Source organism: Sphingobium sp. B11D3B (genome assembly GCF_025961735.1).
Classification (GTDB): domain Bacteria; phylum Pseudomonadota; class Alphaproteobacteria; order Sphingomonadales; family Sphingomonadaceae; genus Sphingobium.
Genome location: NZ_JAOQOF010000001.1, coordinates 2,073,923 through 2,092,987 on the forward strand (window position 1 = coordinate 2,073,923; position 19,065 = coordinate 2,092,987).

Sequence of the window (19,065 nt, forward strand, 5' to 3'; positions counted from 1 at the left end):
TTAGCCCTCCCCACCCGATGCAGAGGTCGTCGATCGATCCTTCTCGCCGGACGTCACGACAGCCGAATCCTTCGCCGACGTTACCGCCGGCGCTTCATCCTCTTTCTTGCCCGGCGGCAGGCGCAGCACGAACCGCGCGGGATCGCGCATGTCGAACCGCAGCACCCCGCGCCCCAGCAGCCGGTCCACGCCATCCATGCGCGCGAAATTGACCAGTGCGGCCGCAGCATCCGCATCGCCCTCGGGCAGCATCAGCTGCTCGCCGGACTGAAAGCGCAGATCCCAGCGACGCCCGCCAACCCAGGTCGCGCCCGCGAGCATCGGCTTGAGGGCCGGCGCGGCGTTCATCAGTTCGGCCAGTGCCTTGGTCCGCTTGTTGGCATCCGGCCCGACCACCAGGGGCAGGTCGGGCAAGGCATTGGCCTCGACCGGGCCGAGCGCGACACCGGCGGCGTCCACCAACATCAATTGCCCGCCATTCTGCCAGACCGCAGCCGGTTGCCGCTCGACCACATCGACGATCAGCGCATCGGGCAGGCGGCGGGAAATCCGCGCCTCCTTCACCCAGCCCAGCCGCATGACCTCGTTGCGCAGATTGTCGAGATCGACCGCCAGCATCGAACGTTCCACATATTTCACCGCGATGTCGGAGACCTGCATCTCGTCCATGCGCTCGAGGCCGCGCACCTCGATCTTGGCGACGGCAAAGCCGGCGCGCCCGGCGAGATCGTTCACCTCGGCGCGCAACATCGCCGGCAAACCCATGAAGCTGGCGGTGACCCACAAAAGGATGAAGAGGACCAGGCCGATCCCCCAGGTCATCAACCGATTGATCTGCGCCGGACTGAGCGGAACATAGTCGAGCAGCTTGTCCAGATTGCTCCGGGCCCGCCGCGGCTTGCGGCCGGCCCGGCCGCCGCGCGCGCCGCTCGCCGAGCCGCGCTTGATCGTCGCGCTGTTCATTGCTTCCCCCCACGGTCCGCCAGAGCCTCGGCGATGATGCTCTCTACCAGCTCGCCATAGCTCATGCCCAAATATTTCGCTTGCTCGGGCACCAGACTCAACGCCGTCATGCCGGGCTGCGTATTCACTTCCAGCAGATACAGGCCATCGAGCCCGCGCTCGTCATCCCAGCGGAAGTCCGAGCGCGACGTGCCCTTGCAGCCCAGCAGACGATGCGCCCGCAGCGCGATGTCCATCATCGCGGCGGCCATCTCGGGCGGCACGGGCGCCGGGCAGATATGGTCGGTCAGGCCGTCGGTATATTTTGCGTCATAATCGTAGAAGCCGCTCTTGGGACGCAGCTCCGTCACCGCCAGCGCCCGGTCACCCAGCACCGCGACGGTCAGTTCACGGCCGCGAATGAACGGCTCGGCCAGCAGTTGGTCGAAATCCTGCCACGGCCCCACCGCATCGCGCGCGATCGGATTGCCGTAATTGCCCTCTTCCGTGACGATGGCGACGCCGACCGACGAGCCTTCATTGACCGGCTTGAGCACATAGGGGCGCGGCAAGGGGTCGCCGGCGAACAGGCTCTCGCATTCGACGATATGGCCGCCGGGCATCGGGATGCCATGGGGCACGAGATGCTGCTTGGTAAGCTGCTTGTCGATGGCGATGACCGAGGTTGCCAGACCGCTATGCGTGTAGGCGAACCCCATGATGTCCATCAGCCCCTGCACGGTGCCATCCTCGCCGGGCACGCCATGCAGGGCATTGAACACGATGTCGGGATTGGCCGCGATCAGCTTGGCCGGAAAATCGCGGCCCTCCGCCCGGGTGGCGCCCAGATCGATAGGCACGACCTCATGACCGCGCTCTTCCAGCGCCTGGATGATGCCTTTCGCGCTCGACAACGAGACATGCCGCTCGGCGGCCCAGCCCCCCATGAGCACGGCGACCTTGAGACGCTTGATGCTCATTGTCCCTGCTCCTGCGCCGAACGGCCCACGCGCTGAATCTCCCATTCGAGGGTTATGCCACTTTCTGCCTGCACGCGCCGGCGCACCTCTTCGCCAAGGGACTCGATGTCCGCACTGGTCGCCCCGCCGATGTTGATGAGGAAATTGGTGTGCTTCTCGCTCACTTGCGCGCCGCCGAGGCTGAGGCCCCGGCAGCCGGCCCGGTCGACCAGCGCCCAGGCCTTTTCGCCCGGCGGGTTCTTGAAGGTCGATCCGCCCGTCTTGCTGCGCAGGGGCTGCGATTCCTCCCGCGCGGTCGCGATCCGGTCCATTTCCGCCTGAATGGCTGCCGGCTCGGCCGGCACGCCCCGGAAGGTGGCGGCAATCACCACCGCCCCTTCGGGTAGCGTCGAATGTCGATAGGTGAAGCCGAGCGCATCCAGCGGCAGCACACCACGCTCACCCGAGCGCTGGATGACCTCGGCCTCGACCAGAATGTCCTTCACCTCGCGCCCATAAGCGCCGCCATTCATGCGCACGAAGCCGCCGACCGTGCCCGGAATGGAGCGCAGGAACTCAAGTCCGCCAATACCCGCATCGCGTGCGGTGGAGGAGACCAGAATGCCGGAGGCGCCCCCGCCGCACCGCAGCGTCTGCGGCGCGCTCTGCTCGACGCGCGCGAAGGCCTTACCGAGCCGCACGACCACGCCAGGCACACCGCCATCGCGAACGATCATGTTGGACCCAAGGCCCAGCGCCATCACCGGCACGGACATATCCAGCGCCGAGAGGAACTGCGCGAGGTCATCCGCATCCGCCGGCTCGAACAGCCAGTCCGCCGCACCGCCCGCCTTGAACCACACCAAGGGCGCCAGCGGCGCACCGCGGGTCAGCTTGCCCCGCACGGCAATACCGTCGGGGTTCAGGTGTCGATCGACATTCACGGAAGCGGTAGGATTCATCAGGAGCGACCGCTCCACCAGCTGGACCAACGCCCGATCAGATCGGCCTGGGCCTTGCCGGCACGGTTCATGGCTTCACCCATGTCGAGCGCCGCCTGCCCCATGCCCTTCGGCCCCATGGCGGCATGGCTCTCGACGGCGTCGATCATCTCGCGCGCCATGTCGAGGCTCTTGCCATGCACCTCGATCATGCGCTCCTGCATCTCCAGGCCAATGCGCATCAGCTCCCACATCAGCCGCGCCCCTCGCCCGATGCCGCGATGGCCGGCGCGAGGCCGGCAGCCCATTTGGTGATGTCGCCCGCGCCGAGGCAGACGATCATGTCATCGGCCTTCAGATCCGCGGCGAGCGCTGTGGCCAGCGCATCGGCATCGCCGATGGTCTGCGCCGCGCGATGGCCGCGACGCTTGAGGCCGGCGACCAGCGCATCGGCATCCACGCCCTCGATCGGCTGCTCGCCGGCCGGATAGACGGGCGAGACATAGACCATGTCGGCATCGTTGAAAGATTGCTGGAACTCATCCATCAGATCGCGCAGCCGCGTGAAGCGGTGCGGCTGCACCACGGCGACCACCCGGCCCTGCGCGCCCTCGCGAGCCGCAGCGAGAACCGCGCGGATTTCGACCGGGTGGTGGCCATAATCATCGATGACGACGGCCTTGCCGCCGCCCGTCTCGATCTCGCCCACCTTGGTGAAGCGCCGCTTGACGCCGCCGAAGCTGGCGAAGCCGGTCTGGATCGTTGCATCGTCAATGCCCATCTGCAGGGCGACGCCAATGGCCGCCATTGCATTCAGCACATTGTGCCGGCCGGGCATCGGCATGGTGATGTCGGCAATGCGTCGCGTCGAGCCGTCACGCTCGCGGACCTGCACATCGAACATATTGCCGCCGGGGACCGGGCGGACATTTTCGCCGCGCAGGTCCGCCTGTGCGGAAAAGCCATAGGTCACGATCCGCCGGTCCTGCACGCGCGGCAGGATCGCCTGCACTTCCGGGTGATCCAGGCAGAGCATGGCCGCGCCGTAGAAGGGCACATTCTCGACAAACTCGACGAACGCGTCCTTCACCGCATCGAACGAGCCATAATGGTCGAGATGCTCGGGATCGATGTTGGTGACGACGGCATAGGTACCGTCCAGCCGCAGGAAGCTGCCATCGCTCTCATCGGCCTCGACCACCATCCAGTCGCTGTTGCCGAGGCGCGCGTTGGAACCGTAGCTGTTGATGATGCCACCATTGATGACGGTGGGGTCGATGCCGCCGGCATCCAGCAGCGCCGCGATCATCGAGGTGGTCGTGGTCTTGCCGTGCGTGCCGGCCACCGCGACGGTGGATTTGAGGCGCATCAGCTCGGCCAGCATCTCGGCGCGGCGGATGACCGGCACGCGGTTCTCGAGCGCCAGTTCCACTTCCGGGTTGCCGCGCTTGATCGCGGTGGAAGTCACCACCACGGCAGCGTCGCCCAGATTCTCGGCCTTGTGGCCGATCATCACATTGATGCCGAGATCGCGCAGATGCTGGATGACATAGCCTTCCGACATGTCGCTGCCCTGCACGCTGTAGCCCATATTGTGCATCACCTCGGCGATGCCGGACATGCCGATGCCGCCGATGCCGATGAAATGAATCGTGCCGATATCCGTGCCGACGCCCTTCATGCGCCCGCTCCCGCGAGGCCAGCCATGCGCGGCGCCTCGGCGGCACGCACGGTGTCGATCGTCTGCGGCGCGGGGCCGAAGCTTTCGATGAGATCGCACATGTCCTTCACCGCATCCGGGCGGCCGCAACGATGCGCGCGCTTGGCGGCGTTCTGGAGCGCGCCCGGCTCCATCGCGAGCTTCTGCATCTGGCGTGCCAACTCGGCGGGCGTGAACTTGCTCTGGTCGATCGCGCGGGCGCCGCCCGCCTTCACCATCTCGAGGACATTATAGGCTTGGTGGTTATCCATGGCACTCGGCAAAGGTATGAGGATGGCGGGGCGCCCCGCTGCGGTAAGTTCGGCAATGGTCGAGGCGCCAGCGCGCCCGATCACGAGGTGCGACCAGGCCAGCTTGGTCGGCATGTCCTCGATATAGGTCGCCAGATCGGCGGGAATTTCCATCTCGGCATAGAGCGCGCGGACCTGCTCGATGTCCTCGGGCCGGCATTGCTGCGTGACCTGCAGCCGCCGACGCAGGCTGATCGGCAACATGCCCAGCCCGGCCGGCACGACTTGCGATAGGATCGACGCGCCCTGGCTGCCGCCAGTGACCAGCAGGCGCAGCACGCTCTCATCTGAGAAGACCGGGAACGGCTCGTCGCGCAGGGCCAGAACGGACTCCCGCACCGGATTGCCGACCAGATAGGTCTTGTCCGCATGGCGTTTGGCCAGACGCTTCACATCGGGATAAGCGGTCGCGATCGCAGCGACCTTGCGGGCCACCAGCCGGTTGACGCGGCCGAGCACCGCGTTCTGCTCATGCACGATCGCCGGTATGCCTTCCGCAAAGGCGCCAAGCATCGCCGGCAGCGCGGGATAGCCGCCGAAGCCCACCACAGCGGCCGGCTCGAAGGTCGAATAAAGCTGTCGCGCCATGGCGCGCCCTTCGAGAATGGCCTTGAAGCCCCTGATCCAACCAGAAATGCCGCCGGACATGCGGCCCGCTGGCAGCACATGCGTCTGCACATCCTCGAACAGGCCCGGAATCTTGGCGCCGCGTTCGTCCGTGATCAGGGCGACGCGGTGGCCCCGCGCCATAAGCTCCTGCGCAATGGCGTGGGCGGGGACCATGTGCCCACCCGTGCCACCGGCAGCCAGAACATAATGCCGAAAAAGGCTCATCGCCCGCTCCATGTGACGACGTAGGGGGAGCGCGACATATACGGGTTCCGCCGGGTGAAGGCCAGCAGCAGGCCGATGCCCGAGCACAAGGCAATCATCGACGAGCCGCCATAGCTGATGAATGGCAGCGTCATGCCCTTGGAGGGGAAGATGTGGATGTTCACGCCCATGTTGATGACCGCCTGCACGCCCATCACGAAGACAAGGCCGGAGGTTGCCATGACGATGAATGGATCTTCCTCATCCAGCAGCCGCAGCAGCACCCGCACGATGATGGCGAGATAGACGAGCGCGATGGCGATGCAGGCGATCAGGCCGAACTCCTCGCCGATCACGGAGAAGATATAGTCGGTATGAGCCTCGGGCAGATTGAACTTGGCGGTGCCGCCGCCGGGGCCAACGCCGGTCAGGCCGCCGCGCGTGATGGTCGCATAGGCCAGCTGCACCTGATCCGGCCCCGCTGCGGGATCGACGACCGGGTTGAGAAAGGAGTCGATGCGCTCGCGACCATTGTCGTAGAAGAGATAAGTCAGCACGAACAGGCCGAGGCCGCCGCACGCAAAGCCCGAGAGGAGCTTGATCGACGCGCCGCCCACCAGCAGCAGCGCCCCCCAGCAGGCCACGAAAATGACCGTCTGGCCGAAGTCCGGCTGCCGCATGAGCAGGAGGGCGACGATGCCGGTCAACATGCCCGTCAGCGGGATCACCGGCAGCGAGGGATCACGCGCGCGCAGCGACAGCAGCCAGGCAATGGCGACAACGAAGAAGGGCTTGAGAAACTCCGAGGGCTGGAAGCGGAAGGCGCCGCTGCCCAGCCAACGCGAGGCACCGTTCACGCTCGTCCCGATGATCGGCACCAGCACCAGCATCACCGCGAACAGCGCCGCCAGACCGACCGCCAAGCGGCGCGCCTGGGTGCGCGGGAGCATGGAAATCACGATCATCAGCGGCAGACCAAGGCCGATCCACATGAGCTGGCGATAGAAGAAATAGAGGGGCGAGAGCGAGGCCGAATGGGTCGACAGCTTGGCCGCCGCCACGGGCGAGGCCGCCGCGACCGCCACCAGCCCGATCGCGATCAGCACCACGATGAGGCCGAGCAGCACTCGGTCGATCTCCCAGAACCAGATCGCCAGCGCGGTCCGCTCGCGCGGCATGGGCTTGCCGGGGCGGGCGCGCAAAGGAGACAAGGCGACATCGAGCGGCGGCGCGGTAACCGGCTTCGCCGCCTCGCCTTCGACCATGACTACGCCTTCGTCCCCGCGCTCGCTCATGCCCCTGCCCCCGTTTCTGCCCCTGCTTTATCGCGAAGCGCGGCCACGGCGGCCGCAAAGGCATCGCCCCGCGCCTCGAAATCCCGGAACTGATCGAACGACGCGCAGGCCGGCGAAAGCAGGACGATATCGCCCGGCTGCGCATGCGCGGCGGCTTCGGCGACCGCCGTTACCATCAGCTCGCATTCGGTGACGGGCACGGAGGCCTCGCCCAGCAGACGGGCGAACAGCGGCCCGGCCTCGCCGATGGTGTAGCCGCGCGCGATGTTGGGGAAGCCCGCCGCGCACTCATCGAGCGAATCCGACTTGGCGAGACCGCCGAGGATCCAGTGGATGCGCGGCCGTCCGTCGACCGGCGGCCAGGCAGCGAGCGCCGGCGCGGTCGAGGCGGCGTTGGTCGCCTTGCTGTCGTTGACGAACAGCACGCCGTCGATCTCGGCCACGCGCTGCATGCGGTGCGGCAGGCTGACATAGCTGGCCAGCGCCTGCGCCGTCGTCTCGGGCGCAATGCCCAGCGCCTCTGCCACGGCCTTGGCGACCGCGACATTCTGCGCATTGTGCGGCCCCTGCAGCGCGGGCCAGCGGGACTGATCCTCGGCCGCGACCGACCGGGCGGTCACGGGGACGGTCTGCGGCAGAGCATCGGCGATGCGCCGCGTCACCGCGTCGTCCACCGCAATGATCGCCGGATGATCGGGCGACTGCATGACAAAGAGGCGCTGCTTGGACGCGACATAGCCCTCAAAGCCATCATAGCGGTCGAGATGGTCGGGCGTGATGTTGAGCAGCACCGCCACGTCGCAATCGAGGCTGAACGTCAGGTCGATCTGATAGCTGGAGAGCTCCAGAACATAGACGCCGCCCTCCGGCAGCGGGGCCTGCGCGAGAATGGGCAGGCCGATATTCCCACCCATGCGCGAGGGCAGGCCTGCGGTGCGCACGATATGATCTATCAGCGCCGTCGTGGTCGATTTGCCATTGGTGCCGGTGATGCCGACCACGCGATGCGCGGGCAGGCTCGACCGTGCCAGCGCGAAGAGTTCGATGTCCCCGATGATCTGCACGCCGGCGGCGCGTGCACGGCAGGTCACCGGATGGCGGTTGAGCGGCACACCGGGTGATACGACCAGCGCGTCCAGCCCGGCCAGATCCATCTCCATCGGATCGCCCAGCTCGGCCTTGTCGGCCACCAGTGCCCGCGCATCCTCGCGCTGGTCCCAGGCGATGACATGGGCACCGCTGGCGGCCAGGGCATCGACCGTGGCGAGGCCGGAGCGGGCCAGCCCCAGAACGGCATAGCGCTTGCCGGCAAAGGCGGGGGAGACGATCATCGCAGCTTCAACGTCGCAAGACCGGCGAGCGCAAGCACGAAGGAGACGATCCAGAAGCGGATCACCACCGTGGATTCGGGCCAGCCAAGCTGCTCGAAATGATGATGGATGGGCGCCATGCGGAACACCCTTTTGCCGGTGCGCTTGTAGAAGAACACCTGAATGACCACCGACATCGCCTCTACCACGAAGATGCCGCCGATGACCGCCAGCACGATTTCGTGATGGGCCGCCACGGCGATCACGCCGATGGTGCCGCCCAGCGCGAGGCTGCCGGTATCGCCCATGAACACCGCCGCCGGCGGCGCGTTGAACCACAGGAAGGCAAGGCATGCCCCGACAATCGCGCCGCACAGGATCACCAGATCGCCCGCGCCCGGCACATGGGGAATGCCGAGATAGGACGCATAGTCGGCGCGGCCGACAAGATAGACGATCAGCATGAAGGCCATCGACGCCACGATCACCGGCATGGAGGCCAGCCCGTCCAGCCCGTCCGTGAGGTTCACCGCATTACCGAAGGCGACGATGACGAAGGCGCCGAACAGATAATAAAGCGGCCCAAGGTCCAGCGCGCCGCCGCTCCAGAAGGGCAGATACAGCAAGGTGCCGTTCTGGCTGACAATCAGCCAGGTGGCGAAACCGGCGATGCCGAATTCCGCCAGCAGGCGCGCCCGGGCGGAGAGGCCCTTGTGGCTCGCCTTGGTCACCTTGTCATAATCGTCCATGAACCCGATGGCGCCAAAGCCCAGCGTGACGATGAGGCAGGCCCAGATATAGACCGAGGTGACGTTCATCCACAGCAGCACGGCGCTCGCCATGGCGGTGAGGATCATCAACCCGCCCATGGTCGGCGTGCCGCGCTTGACGAAGTGCGTCTGCGGCCCATCCTCGCGGATCGGCTGGCCCTTGCCCTGGCGGACACGCAGCCAGCCGATGAAGCGGGGACCGATCACCAGCCCGATGATCAGCGCCGTCACGATCGCGGCGCCGGCCCGGAATGTGAGGTATCGGACCAGGTTGAAGATGCCTGGGAAATTCAGTTGTTCAGCGAGCCAATAAAGCATCAGGCCACCTCGCTTGCTGCGAGCTGTTCGACAAGTCGCGAAAGTCCGACACTGTTGGACCCCTTGACCAGCACCACATCGCCGCTTTTGACCGTTAAGCGTGCGAATTCAACGGCCTGATCGACATTTGCGACGTGCTCGACGGAAATTTCGCCGGCCAGAGCATCGGCGAGCGGTGCCATTTCCTCGCCGACCAGAAGCGCCACATCCACTTTCGCATCGCGAATGGCCTGCGCCAGCCCGGCGTGAAGCGGCGCGGACTGGTCGCCGAGTTCCTTCATCGCGCCCAATATCGCGATCCGCCGCTGCGCCCGCTCCTCGCCAAGCTGCGCCAAGGTGGCGGCCATGGAGGCGGGATTGGCATTATAGGCTTCATCGACGATCAAGGCCTCGCCACCGTCCGCGGTCGCGATGGGGCGGCGTGCGCCCCGGCCTGGCAGCCCGGTCATTTCCGCCAGCGCAAGGCCGGCTTGCGCCAGATCGCCACCGGCGGCCTCGACCACGGCCAGTACGCCCAGCGCATTGCTGACCCAGTGACGGCCCGGCATCCCGACCACCAGACTGAGGCGCGCCGCGCGGGTCTGCACGGTGATGCGGGTACCGGCAGCGCCCACGGACATTTCGTCGATCAGTCGGACATCCGCCCCGGCATCGCGCCCGAAGGTGACAACTTGCCCGGCGTGACGACGGGCGTGGTCTGTCAGCAGCGGCGCATGGGGCGAGTCGGCGGGGATAACCGCCGCGCCGCCTTCGACAAGGCCTTCGAATATCTCCGCCTTGGCCAGCGCGATCTTCTCTTCCGTGCCGAAATATTCGATGTGCGCGGGCGCAATCGTCGTGACGATGGCGACATGCGGGCGGACGAGCGCGGTCAGCGCGCGCAGCTCGCCCTCATGGTTCATGCCCATCTCGAACACGCCATAGCACGCCTCGCGCGGCATCCGCGCCAGCGAAAGCGGCACGCCGACATGATTATTGTAGCTCTTGAGCGAACGATGGGCGCCCCCCTGGCTCATCCGGTCAAACGCGGCGAACAGCGCTTCCTTGACGCCGGTCTTGCCGACCGACCCGGTGACGCCGATGATCTTTGCCGACGTCCGTTCGCGGGAGGCACGGCCAAGATCATCGAGGCCCTTCGCCGTGTCGGCGACGCGGACGCAAGGCCCCTCGACAGCCCGATCCACCAGCAGCCCTGCTGCGCCGGACGCCAGCGCCCCTGGAATATAGGCGTGACCATCCGCGCTCTCGCCATGCAGCGCGACGAAGAGATCGCCGGTCGCGACCTCCCGGCTATCGAACGCGACGCCGCCCACCGCGAAGGCCGTGGAGGCTGTCCCGCCAGTCGCTGCGGCGATCTCGTCGGAGGTCCACAAGCTCATGCAGCGCATTCCCGCGCCACGGTGACATCGTCGAACGGCAGCACGCGGTCGCCGATGATCTGACCCTGCTCATGCCCCTTGCCGGCCAGCAGCACGATATCGTCCGGCCCCGCCTCGGCAATGGCGGCAGCGATGGCAGCCCGTCGCCCGCCAATCTCCCGCGCGCCCGGCGCGCCGGCCATGATCGCGGCGCGGATCACCTGCGGGTCTTCCCCGCGCGGATTGTCATCGGTGACGATCACGACATCGCTGAGGTCGCTGGCAACGCCGCCCATCAGCGGGCGCTTGCCGGCATCGCGATCCCCGCCGGCGCCGAACACGGTGATGAGCCGGCCGCGCACATGCGGGCGCAGCGCTTCGATGGCCGCCCGCAGCCCGTCGGGCGTATGGGCATAATCGACATAAACCGGCGAACCGGCAGTGGTGATGACGGCGCGTTCCAGCCGACCGCGCACCGGCTGCACGCGCGAGAGCAATCCCAGCACCGTCTTCAGCGCGCCGCCGGTTGCGAGCACCAATCCGGCGGAAACCAGCGCATTGGCGGCCTGATAGGCGCCGATGAGCGGCAGATCGACCTTGTGCGTGGCGCCCTCCGCCTCGATCATAAGCGTCTGCCCGAGATGCGTCGGCGTTTGCCTCACCAGCCGCAGCGTCTCGCCGGCCGAACCGACGGTCATCAACTGCAAGCCCCGGCGACGCACATGCTCGATCACTTCGGCAGAGCGTTCGTCATCGGCCCAAATGACAGCGACGCCATCATCCGCGACAACCTCGTCGAACAGCCGCATCTTGGCCGCGAAATACATGTCCATGGTGCCGTGATAATCGAGATGATCGCGGCTCAGATTGGTGAAGGCGCCCGCCGCGACGCGCGGCCCCTCGGCGCGATATTGGGCCAGCCCATGGCTCGACGCCTCATAGGCGACATGGTCGATGCCTTCCTTGGCGAGCCCGGCCAGATTGGAGAGGAAGGTCACCACGTCCGGGGTCGTGAGGCCGGTCGAAACCTGATCTACGGCAGTCGTCACGCCCAGCGTGCCGATGGACGCGGCGCCATGGCCCATCATGCGCCAGAGCTGCCGGGTGAGCTCGACCGTCGAGGTCTTACCGTTCGTGCCGGTGACCGCGACCAGCGTCTGCGGATAGGGCGCATAATAGCGCGCCGCGAGGCTCGCGAACAGGCGGCGCGGTTCCTCGGCGGCGATGTGGGGGACGCCGGTCACTCGCGCGTCCGGGGCCGCGACGACAGCCACGGCGCCCGCAGCGATGGCGGCGTCGATAAAGTCCTCGCCATTCACCCGCGCGCCGCGAAACGCGCCGAACACCGCGCCGGGCGCCACCTTGCGATGGTCCAGCGCGAAGCCGCTCACCTCGGCGTCCTTGGCCGGATCGATCGAGTCAGGCACGAGAGTGGAAAGGCGCATCATTCGGCCACCTCTTCGTCTTTGACCAACGGGGTCAGCTCAGAAATGTCAACGTCGCGGAACGCCTCGGGATAGACGCCCAGCAGCGGCGCGGCGCGCGACACGAAGGACTTCACCACCGGGGCCGCCGTATAAGCGGCCGTGCGGATGCCCGGGTAACGGGCACTGCCTTGCGGCTCGTCCATCATCACGATGACGACGTAGCGCGGCGCTTCCATCGGGAAAGCCGCAGCGAAGGTGGAGACCAGCGAGCGACGGGCATAGCCGCCATCCTTGGGCTTCTCGGCCGTGCCTGTCTTGCCGCCGACGCGATAGCCTTCGGCATCCGCATTGCGCCCGGTGCCGGTCTGCACGATCATCCGCAGCAACTGGCGCATCTTCGCGCTGGTCTGCTCGGAGAACACCCGGCGCGCGGCTACTTGTTCATTCGGCTTGCGCTTGAGAACGGTGGTGGGGTGCCAGATGCCGCCATTGACCAACGCGGCGTAAGCGCTCGCCAGATGCATCGGCGTCACGGCGATGCCATGGCCATAGGCCGTCGTCATGATCGTCGTGCGATACCAGCGCGACGGGAACAGTGTGCCGGCCTGTTCGCGCAGCTCCACCGTGGCCGGACGGTCGAACTCCAGCGAGCGATAGGCAGCCTCAAGCGGCTTTTGCCCCATTTCATCGGCGATGCGGGCCGTGACGATGTTGCTGGAGTGCACCAGCGCCTCCGGCACCGTCAGCCAGCGGCCCAGTGGGTGGTCATCCTTGATGGTGAAGCGCCCGACGGGTAGCGGCGCCGTGGCATCATAGCGCTTGCTCATGCTGACGATGACGCCCGCATCCATGGCGATGGCGAAGGACAGCGGCTTGAACGTCGAGCCTAGCTCGTAGCGCGCCTGAACCACGCGATTGCAGCGCGGCGACATGTCGCAGGTGATCTGGCCCCTGCGCATTTGGCCGTCCGGGCCCATCACCATCGGCGCTTCGACCGGCACCAGGCGGTTGGGATTGAATGTGGGCAGAGACGCCATCGCGATCACTTCGCCATTGCGCGAATCCAGCACGATGCCCACGGCGCCCTTGGCGCTCTGTTCCGCCATGCCGAGCGAAAGCTCTTCCTCCAGCGCGGCCTGAACGCGGCTATCGATGGAGAGCTGCAGCGGCTGCCCGCGCGTCTTTTCGTCAGTCAGCCGGTCATCGAACGCGCGCTCGACGCCCATGGCACCGAACCCGTCCCGATTGACGAAACCGATAAGGTGCGCGGCCAGCGTGCGCTGCGGATACAGCCGCTCCGCCTCACGCGGAAACTCGATGCCGATCTCGCCCAGCGCATTCACAGCGGCGACGTCGCGCGGGACGGCGCGGGTGCGGAGGTAGTTCCACTGCCCGCCCGAGGTCAGCTTGGCGTAGAAATCGGCTTCGGACTGGTCCGGGAAGATCGCGTGGAGCTTTTTGGCCAGATCGCGCGGATCGCCGAGCAGGCGGTCGCGGCGCACGGCAATGGCATAACCGTCGATATCGCGCGCCAACGGCACGCCGTTGCGATCGACAATATCGGCGCGCCCCGGAATCGGGATAGGGCTGGCCATGCGCTCGGCCTGGGTGCCGGCGTCAATGCCCATCCAGACCATTTTCGCCGCCATCACCATTGTGATCGCGGCGAAAATAAGCAGGAGGAGCATGATCCGGCCGTGGGCCACCGTGACCAGATCTGTCGGCTTCCGGGTCTCGGAACGCGGCTCCGGCCGCGCCAAAATGGTGGCCATCAGGGCACCATGGCTTCACTTAGAGCCGGGCCACCCAGCAGCTTCTTGTCGAGCAGGGCCAACCGCGCTGCCTTGCGGGAGGCCGGATCGGGCTCGACAGTGCGGCGCGCCGCAGCCTCTGCCGGCGCACGCGTTGCTAGTGTCGTTTTCGCCTTAGCCTCCGCCACGGGCGGCCGGGGCTCGGCAGCCGAGGCAGTGCGAACGAAGGCGAACTCCGAAGCCACATCGGCGCCGCTCCGCGCTGCAGGCTTTTCGGGCGCTGCCGCGACCGGCGCAGTCGGGGTGTTCTGGGCCATCGCGGTCATGACGGGCGGCGGGCTGTAGCCGCCGGTCACTGGCGCCATGCGGTCCAGATTGGCGAGCGCGCGCTCATTGGGCAAATATTGCGCAGGCGCCGGCACATACAGGCGCAGGTCGCTGGTGTTCCAGGCATGGAGCTGACGCATGGTCGCCCGCGCGCCGAATTCCGCCTCAAGATAGCGGATGTCTGCGCGGGTCCAGCGAATCTGGTCGATCGTATGCCGCACCGCGTTCCGCTCCGTCGCAACCTGCAGGCTGATCAGATAGGCGGCGAGCGCCCCCATGGCGACCACGAGAATCCACATGATGCTTTGCAAGCGCTTGATGGCGATCATGATCGTGCTCCCACAGATTGGTGCATGGCAGGGGCTTCAGTTCGGATGGCGCTGCGCAGCGTTGCGGAGCGCGCACGGGGGTTGGACTTGAGCTCAGCATCGCCGGGGCGAACAGCGCGGGCGGGCTTCTGGAAGGTCGGGCGCACGGCGGATTTGACTTCCGGCCGGTGGCGCGAGCCGGCACCCTCCTGCCCGCTGCGCGTGCGGAGGAAATTCTTGACGATGCGATCTTCCAGGCTGTGGAAGGTCACCACCGCCAGCCGGCCGCCCGGGCGCAACACGGCCTCGGCGGCATCCAGACCGCGCTCCAGCGCATCCAGCTCGCCATTGAGATGAATGCGGATCGCCTGGAAAGTCCGCGTCGCCGGATCGGTCTTGTCGCCGGGCCGCTTGCCGAGCGCCTTGTGGACCGCGCCGACGAGATCGCCGATGGTCGCTAGCGGGCGCGCCGCCACGATGGCACGCGCGACACGGCGCGACTGCCGCTCCTCGCCATAATGATAGAGGATGTCGGCCAGCTCGGCCTCATCCACGCGATTGAGGAACTCGGCTGCCGTTTCGCCGGACTGGCTCATCCGCATATCCAGAGGGGCATCCGGAAAGCGGAACGAGAAGCCGCGCCGCTCGCGATCGAGCTGCATCGAGGAGACGCCGATATCCAGCGTCACGCCATCCACGCCGTCGACACCGGCCTCAGCCAGCAGCCGTTCCATCTGCGCGAAATTGCCGGCGAGCAGCGTGATCGCGCCCTCGCTGGCTGCGACGACCGCCTGCCCTTCGGCAATGGCATCAGGATCCTGATCGATCGCGAAGACCCGCGCACCGCGCGCGGCCATGGCGCGGCTGTACCCGCCGGCACCGAATGTGCCGTCGACATGACGCTCGCCAGGGGCAATGGCAAGCGCGTCCAGCACTTCGTCGAGCAGCACGGGGCGGTGCGGCTCGGCCGGCGGGTTCGCAAGGGAAGCCGCGCTCATCAGCGCTCCTCCCGTTTGGCCTTGAGCTCATCGAGGAAGGTTTCGCATTCCTCGATGGCAAGCAGGTTCGCCGAATTCTCGGCGAGGAAGCGCTCGGGACTCCAAAGTTGGACGAGGCGACCGCCCCCCACAATGAAGAGCGCGTCGGTGATGCCGTACAACCGCCGAAAAGCCGGCGGCAGGGTGAACCTGCCGCCGGAGTCGATGGTAACGGTCTTGATGGTGCTCCAGAAGTTCGCGTCCGCCATTTCCGCGTCGAAATCCTCGCCACGGGTCATGGCGATGCGGGCGGCCTCGTCGAACTTGTTCTGAAAGAAATCGAGCTGTTTGCTGCCGAAAAGCGACACATATTTGCGGGTGGGGTCTGCCCGAACAAGCATGGTGCCGGGCTGGGTGCTGTGCTCATTCAGGACGGAGCGGAACGACATCGGCAGCGCGAAGCGCCCCTTGCCGTCCAGGGCACTCGCCCCGTTCCCCATGAAATAAGCCGATGACACCCCAACGAACTCCCTGCGCGGGGCACAGGCCTTCCCGCTCCGGAAAGCACCAAGCTGACCGGTTGATAGACTCGCGAAGATACGAGTGCCCCTAGGCCTGCGGTATTAGCAGTCCGCCCCCGGGGAGAAAAGGGAGAATCTTGGATAAAGTGGGAAATGATGGGAAAATCTTGGGCAGATTAGGGAGAAACGCCCTCCGTTTTTCTTATGTTCTCATTATGACCCGTATTTGTCCGAAATATGAGCTGGGAAAAGCGGGGATTGCGCACCACCAGCGCCAGCAGGAGGGAAAGCACCAGCGCAGCGCCCAGCGCGAAGCGGAGACCCCGCACCAGAGCGGCCTCGTCCTTCACCCAACTCGTGAAAGTGCCGGTCGAGAGCGGCTCGTCGCGCAGCCACGCGGCGAGAACGTCCGGCGCATCGCTGGTGCGCAGCGCGCGGTCGGCCCCATCTTGCGGGGCCAGCGTCCAGAGGCGGTCATCGATCCAGTCCGCATCCGCCACCAGCAGCGCCTGCCCCCTGCCCAATCGACAGGTCGCGAGGAATCCCTGCTCGGCGGGCGTGCAGCCGGCCGTCGGCTCGCGCACCACGAAGCGCGAGGCGCCTGCCACCTGCAGCAATGCGCCTGACGCCAAGGTGCGCCGATCCGACGCCTCGCCCCCATGGCCATCGCCATGGGATTGCGCGCTGAATTCCGCTGCCTCCAGCCGCACGCCCCAATGGGCCAGCAGCGGATCGAGCAGGCTCGTGAGCGGCGGCCGCCCGGGATGGACGAGCGGGCGCGGGTCCGGCCAGAGCAATAGCGGATCGGCCAGCACCACCGCGCGTCCACCTGCGCGCACCCAGCGGTCCAGCGCGACCAGTTCTTCGGGCGCCATCGCACGCGGCTGCGCCAGCAGCACCGCCGCGTGCCCAGCCAGGCTCTGGTCACTGAGCGCGTCCAGAGGGTGCAGGGCGACATGAAGGTCCAGCGCGCGCAGCAAGGGCGAGCGCAGGCCGATCGACTGCGTCGCCGGCAATCCGTGAACGGCGCCCATGGCGACATCATGCAAGGGCAAGGCCGAGAACAAAGCGACGCTGGGTCGATCCCCGGCTGTGGCGGATTGGGAAGCATTGCGCATGGCCGGCACGGCCCAATTCGCGACAAGCACAGCCCCTATGCACAGCGCCAGCGCCGAACCCAGCCTTACCCGGCGGGAGCGGCCTGCGACCAAGGCCCACAGACTGCCGACCATGGCCAATCCCGCCGCGAGCGCGATCATGCCGGCCCAGGGCAGACGGACGGACGCCAACCCGATCAGGCACAGCGGTGGCAGCAAGACGACGGCCCACAGAGCCGCAACCGTCGGCCAGCGCAATCTGGCAGGAGCAGCCTCGGCGCGGTCACCCTGCCCGGCGCGGGCGGCGCGTGTCAGCAGAATTGCGCCCAGAATGATCCCCGCCGTTCCCGGCCACAGCCAATCGAGCGGATCGAGCCGTCCGGTCCGCAGGCTGGTGCCGGTCAGCCCGAGCAGAAGCGACAGGATGGCAGGGGCAAGCGTCGCCGCCAGCAGCAAGGCAGTGCGGGGCATCGCGGCAACCGGGCGACGGCTCAGGGCGTCTGCTGCTGGGCGGGGCGCTGCGACTGGGCCTGATCGCGGTCCTGATCCATGCGCTGACGCAATTGCGGATCGGGCTCCAGATCGGGCACGGGCGATGGCAGGATGGGCGCGGCGCTGTCCGATGTGGTCGGCGTGACGCCCAGATCCGCCAGCGGTTCATTGTTGGTCGGTGTCGGGGTGCCGGTCGTATTGGCGCCGCCGGTCTGTGCGGCGGCGGACGACGCATCGCTCGACATCGTCGCCGTATCGCTCGTCCCATCCTGACGGACGGCATCGACGATCAGGTTCGCCAGCGTAACGACCAGCAGAACCGCGGCCAGCCCGACCAGGCCGATCTGCACGCGCTGCAACTCTTCACGATGGGCGCGAACGTCGCTCTTGCGGCTCACTGCTTCCCGTTCGGGCCGACTGTCCGCCATCTTTGCGCTCCCTAGTCCGCCAACCATGGGAAAGGCGTCAATCCCTTGGAAACCAGCCAGTCCCGATTGTAAAGCGTGGAAAGATAGCGCAGGCCCGTGTCGCACAGGATGGTGACGATCCGGCTGCCCGGGCCGAGCTTGCGGCCCAGTGCAACGGCACCTGCGACATTGATGCCGGTGGAAAGGCCAACGCACAGCCCCTCGCCCATCAGCTTCTCGACCCACATCATGCCTTCTTCGTCAGACATGCGGAACTGCGTGTCGATCGGCGCGCCTTCGAGATTGGCGGTGATGCGCCCCTGCCCGATCCCCTCGGCGACCGAAGAGCCTTCCGCCTTCAACTCGCCATGGGCGTAATAATTGTACAGCGCCGCACCATAAGGGTCGGTCAGCGCGATGGTGATCGCCTCGCTCTTCTGCTTGAGGCCGAGGCCGACGCCTGCCAGCGTGCCGCCTGTCCCGGCCGCGCAGGTGAAGCCATCGATCCGCCCTTCCATCTGCGCCCAGATTTCCTCGGACGTGCCGACGATATGGGCCTTGCGATTGGCGATATTGTCGAACTGGTTGGCCCAGATCGCGTTCGGCGTTTCCTCGGCGAGACGGCGCGAGGTGTGCACGAAGTGACCGGGATTGGCATAAGGCGCGGCGGGGACGAGCACCAGCTCGGCGCCGAGCGCGCGCAACGTGTCCATCTTCTCGCGGCTCTGCGTCTCGGGCATGACGATGATCGTGCGATAGCCCTTGGCATTGGCGACCAGCGCGAGGCCGATGCCAGTGTTGCCGGCCGTCCCTTCGACGATGGTGCCGCCGGGCTGCAGCAGGCCCTTTTCCTCGGCATCTTCCACGATGAACAGGGCAGCGCGGTCCTTGACCGAGGCGCCCGGGTTCATGAACTCGCATTTGCCGTAGATTTCGGCGCCGCTGGCCTCGGACGGCCCGGCCAGCCGGACGAGAGGCGTATTACCGATGAGGGAGATCGTATTGGGATGGACGGTCATAGCGACTGACTAGGACGACGAAG

At 66.7% G+C, this 19,065-nt stretch carries 18 protein-coding genes; all 18 read right to left on the minus strand.

The features are described 5' to 3' along the window. Positions 1 to 963 carry a cell division protein FtsQ/DivIB gene (locus M2333_RS09760; protein WP_264574587.1) on the minus strand — a complete coding sequence of 321 codons (963 nt, stop codon included), beginning with the start codon at positions 961 to 963 and terminating at the stop codon, positions 1 to 3. Continuing rightward, positions 960 to 1,922: a D-alanine--D-alanine ligase gene (locus M2333_RS09765; protein ID WP_264611621.1), complete on the minus strand. Its 963-nt coding sequence runs from the start codon at positions 1,920 to 1,922 to the stop codon at positions 960 to 962. The genes M2333_RS09760 and M2333_RS09765 overlap by 4 nt, the downstream gene beginning before the upstream one ends. Beyond that, on the minus strand, positions 1,919 to 2,863 hold the full coding sequence (gene murB, locus M2333_RS09770) for a UDP-N-acetylmuramate dehydrogenase (RefSeq protein ID WP_264611622.1): 945 nt from the start codon (positions 2,861 to 2,863) through the stop codon (positions 1,919 to 1,921). The genes M2333_RS09765 and murB overlap by 4 nt, the downstream gene beginning before the upstream one ends. Next, entirely contained in the window at positions 2,863 to 3,096 is a 234-nt protein-coding gene (locus M2333_RS09775; protein WP_181558866.1) for a hypothetical protein, read from the minus strand. The genes murB and M2333_RS09775 overlap by 1 nt, the downstream gene beginning before the upstream one ends. Further along, entirely contained in the window at positions 3,096 to 4,523 is a 1,428-nt protein-coding gene (murC, locus tag M2333_RS09780) for a UDP-N-acetylmuramate--L-alanine ligase (protein WP_264611623.1), read from the minus strand. The genes M2333_RS09775 and murC overlap by 1 nt, the downstream gene beginning before the upstream one ends. Continuing rightward, positions 4,520 to 5,686, minus strand: coding sequence for an undecaprenyldiphospho-muramoylpentapeptide beta-N-acetylglucosaminyltransferase (gene murG / locus M2333_RS09785; RefSeq protein ID WP_264576428.1), 1,167 nt, complete (start codon positions 5,684 to 5,686; stop codon positions 4,520 to 4,522). The genes murC and murG overlap by 4 nt, the downstream gene beginning before the upstream one ends. After that, on the minus strand, positions 5,683 to 6,843 hold the full coding sequence (ftsW, locus tag M2333_RS09790; RefSeq protein ID WP_264572369.1) for a putative lipid II flippase FtsW: 1,161 nt from the start codon (positions 6,841 to 6,843) through the stop codon (positions 5,683 to 5,685). Before ftsW ends, murG begins: the two co-directional genes overlap by 4 nt. A gap of 113 nt (positions 6,844 to 6,956) precedes the next feature. Beyond that, positions 6,957 to 8,291 carry a UDP-N-acetylmuramoyl-L-alanine--D-glutamate ligase gene (gene murD / locus M2333_RS09795; RefSeq protein ID WP_264611624.1) on the minus strand — a complete coding sequence of 445 codons (1,335 nt, stop codon included), beginning with the start codon at positions 8,289 to 8,291 and terminating at the stop codon, positions 6,957 to 6,959. Continuing rightward, on the minus strand, positions 8,288 to 9,358 hold the full coding sequence (mraY, locus tag M2333_RS09800; protein ID WP_264605688.1) for a phospho-N-acetylmuramoyl-pentapeptide-transferase: 1,071 nt from the start codon (positions 9,356 to 9,358) through the stop codon (positions 8,288 to 8,290). The genes murD and mraY overlap by 4 nt, the downstream gene beginning before the upstream one ends. Continuing rightward, a complete protein-coding gene (locus tag M2333_RS09805) occupies positions 9,358 to 10,737 on the minus strand; it encodes a UDP-N-acetylmuramoyl-tripeptide--D-alanyl-D-alanine ligase (protein ID WP_264605689.1) in 1,380 nt (459 codons plus the stop codon). Before M2333_RS09805 ends, mraY begins: the two co-directional genes overlap by 1 nt. Next, positions 10,734 to 12,161, minus strand: coding sequence for a UDP-N-acetylmuramoyl-L-alanyl-D-glutamate--2,6-diaminopimelate ligase (locus M2333_RS09810; RefSeq protein ID WP_264612604.1), 1,428 nt, complete (start codon positions 12,159 to 12,161; stop codon positions 10,734 to 10,736). Before M2333_RS09810 ends, M2333_RS09805 begins: the two co-directional genes overlap by 4 nt. Next, positions 12,161 to 13,915: a peptidoglycan D,D-transpeptidase FtsI family protein gene (locus M2333_RS09815; protein ID WP_181558859.1), complete on the minus strand. Its 1,755-nt coding sequence runs from the start codon at positions 13,913 to 13,915 to the stop codon at positions 12,161 to 12,163. Before M2333_RS09815 ends, M2333_RS09810 begins: the two co-directional genes overlap by 1 nt. Beyond that, positions 13,915 to 14,550, minus strand: a complete 636-nt coding sequence (locus tag M2333_RS09820; RefSeq protein ID WP_264611625.1) for a colicin transporter — start codon at positions 14,548 to 14,550, stop codon at positions 13,915 to 13,917. The genes M2333_RS09815 and M2333_RS09820 overlap by 1 nt, the downstream gene beginning before the upstream one ends. Beyond that, on the minus strand, positions 14,547 to 15,527 hold the full coding sequence (gene rsmH, locus M2333_RS09825) for a 16S rRNA (cytosine(1402)-N(4))-methyltransferase RsmH (RefSeq protein ID WP_264611626.1): 981 nt from the start codon (positions 15,525 to 15,527) through the stop codon (positions 14,547 to 14,549). Before rsmH ends, M2333_RS09820 begins: the two co-directional genes overlap by 4 nt. After that, positions 15,527 to 16,024 (minus strand): division/cell wall cluster transcriptional repressor MraZ, encoded by a 498-nt coding sequence (locus M2333_RS09830; RefSeq protein ID WP_181558856.1) that lies wholly within the window; start codon positions 16,022 to 16,024, stop codon positions 15,527 to 15,529. The genes rsmH and M2333_RS09830 overlap by 1 nt, the downstream gene beginning before the upstream one ends. Before the next feature lie 179 nt (positions 16,025 to 16,203). After that, positions 16,204 to 17,595, minus strand: a complete 1,392-nt coding sequence (locus M2333_RS09835; RefSeq protein WP_264611627.1) for a GldG family protein — start codon at positions 17,593 to 17,595, stop codon at positions 16,204 to 16,206. A 20-nt stretch (positions 17,596 to 17,615) separates the two neighbouring features. Beyond that, positions 17,616 to 18,044, minus strand: coding sequence for a hypothetical protein (locus M2333_RS09840; protein WP_264611628.1), 429 nt, complete (start codon positions 18,042 to 18,044; stop codon positions 17,616 to 17,618). 11 nt (positions 18,045 to 18,055) lie between these two features. Continuing rightward, positions 18,056 to 19,042, minus strand: coding sequence for a cysteine synthase A (locus tag M2333_RS09845; RefSeq protein WP_264572192.1), 987 nt, complete (start codon positions 19,040 to 19,042; stop codon positions 18,056 to 18,058). Positions 19,043 to 19,065: the final 23 nt, after the last annotated feature.

Bases quoted from the DNA above. Each gene is read 5' to 3' on its own strand.
- murB (WP_264611622.1), bottom strand. From the start codon at position 2,863: ATGAATCCTACCGCTTCCGTGAATGTCGATCGACACCTGAACCCCGAC.
- murG (WP_264576428.1), bottom strand. From the start codon at position 5,686: ATGAGCCTTTTTCGGCATTATGTTCTGGCTGCCGGTGGCACGGGTGGG.
- rsmH (WP_264611626.1), bottom strand. From the start codon at position 15,527: ATGAGCGCGGCTTCCCTTGCGAACCCGCCGGCCGAGCCGCACCGCCCC.
- M2333_RS09765 (WP_264611621.1), bottom strand. From the start codon at position 1,922: ATGAGCATCAAGCGTCTCAAGGTCGCCGTGCTCATGGGGGGCTGGGCC.
- M2333_RS09815 (WP_181558859.1), bottom strand. From the start codon at position 13,915: ATGGCCACCATTTTGGCGCGGCCGGAGCCGCGTTCCGAGACCCGGAAG.
- M2333_RS09760 (WP_264574587.1), bottom strand. From the start codon at position 963: ATGAACAGCGCGACGATCAAGCGCGGCTCGGCGAGCGGCGCGCGCGGC.
- M2333_RS09805 (WP_264605689.1), bottom strand. From the start codon at position 10,737: ATGAGCTTGTGGACCTCCGACGAGATCGCCGCAGCGACTGGCGGGACA.
- ftsW (WP_264572369.1), bottom strand. From the start codon at position 6,843: ATGCCGCGCGAGCGGACCGCGCTGGCGATCTGGTTCTGGGAGATCGAC.
- M2333_RS09835 (WP_264611627.1), bottom strand. From the start codon at position 17,595: ATGCCCCGCACTGCCTTGCTGCTGGCGGCGACGCTTGCCCCTGCCATC.
- M2333_RS09820 (WP_264611625.1), bottom strand. From the start codon at position 14,550: ATGATCGCCATCAAGCGCTTGCAAAGCATCATGTGGATTCTCGTGGTC.
- M2333_RS09845 (WP_264572192.1), bottom strand. From the start codon at position 19,042: ATGACCGTCCATCCCAATACGATCTCCCTCATCGGTAATACGCCTCTC.
- M2333_RS09775 (WP_181558866.1), bottom strand. From the start codon at position 3,096: ATGTGGGAGCTGATGCGCATTGGCCTGGAGATGCAGGAGCGCATGATC.
- murD (WP_264611624.1), bottom strand. From the start codon at position 8,291: ATGATCGTCTCCCCCGCCTTTGCCGGCAAGCGCTATGCCGTTCTGGGG.
- mraY (WP_264605688.1), bottom strand. From the start codon at position 9,358: ATGCTTTATTGGCTCGCTGAACAACTGAATTTCCCAGGCATCTTCAAC.
- M2333_RS09810 (WP_264612604.1), bottom strand. From the start codon at position 12,161: ATGCGCCTTTCCACTCTCGTGCCTGACTCGATCGATCCGGCCAAGGAC.
- M2333_RS09840 (WP_264611628.1), bottom strand. From the start codon at position 18,044: ATGGCGGACAGTCGGCCCGAACGGGAAGCAGTGAGCCGCAAGAGCGAC.
- murC (WP_264611623.1), bottom strand. From the start codon at position 4,523: ATGAAGGGCGTCGGCACGGATATCGGCACGATTCATTTCATCGGCATC.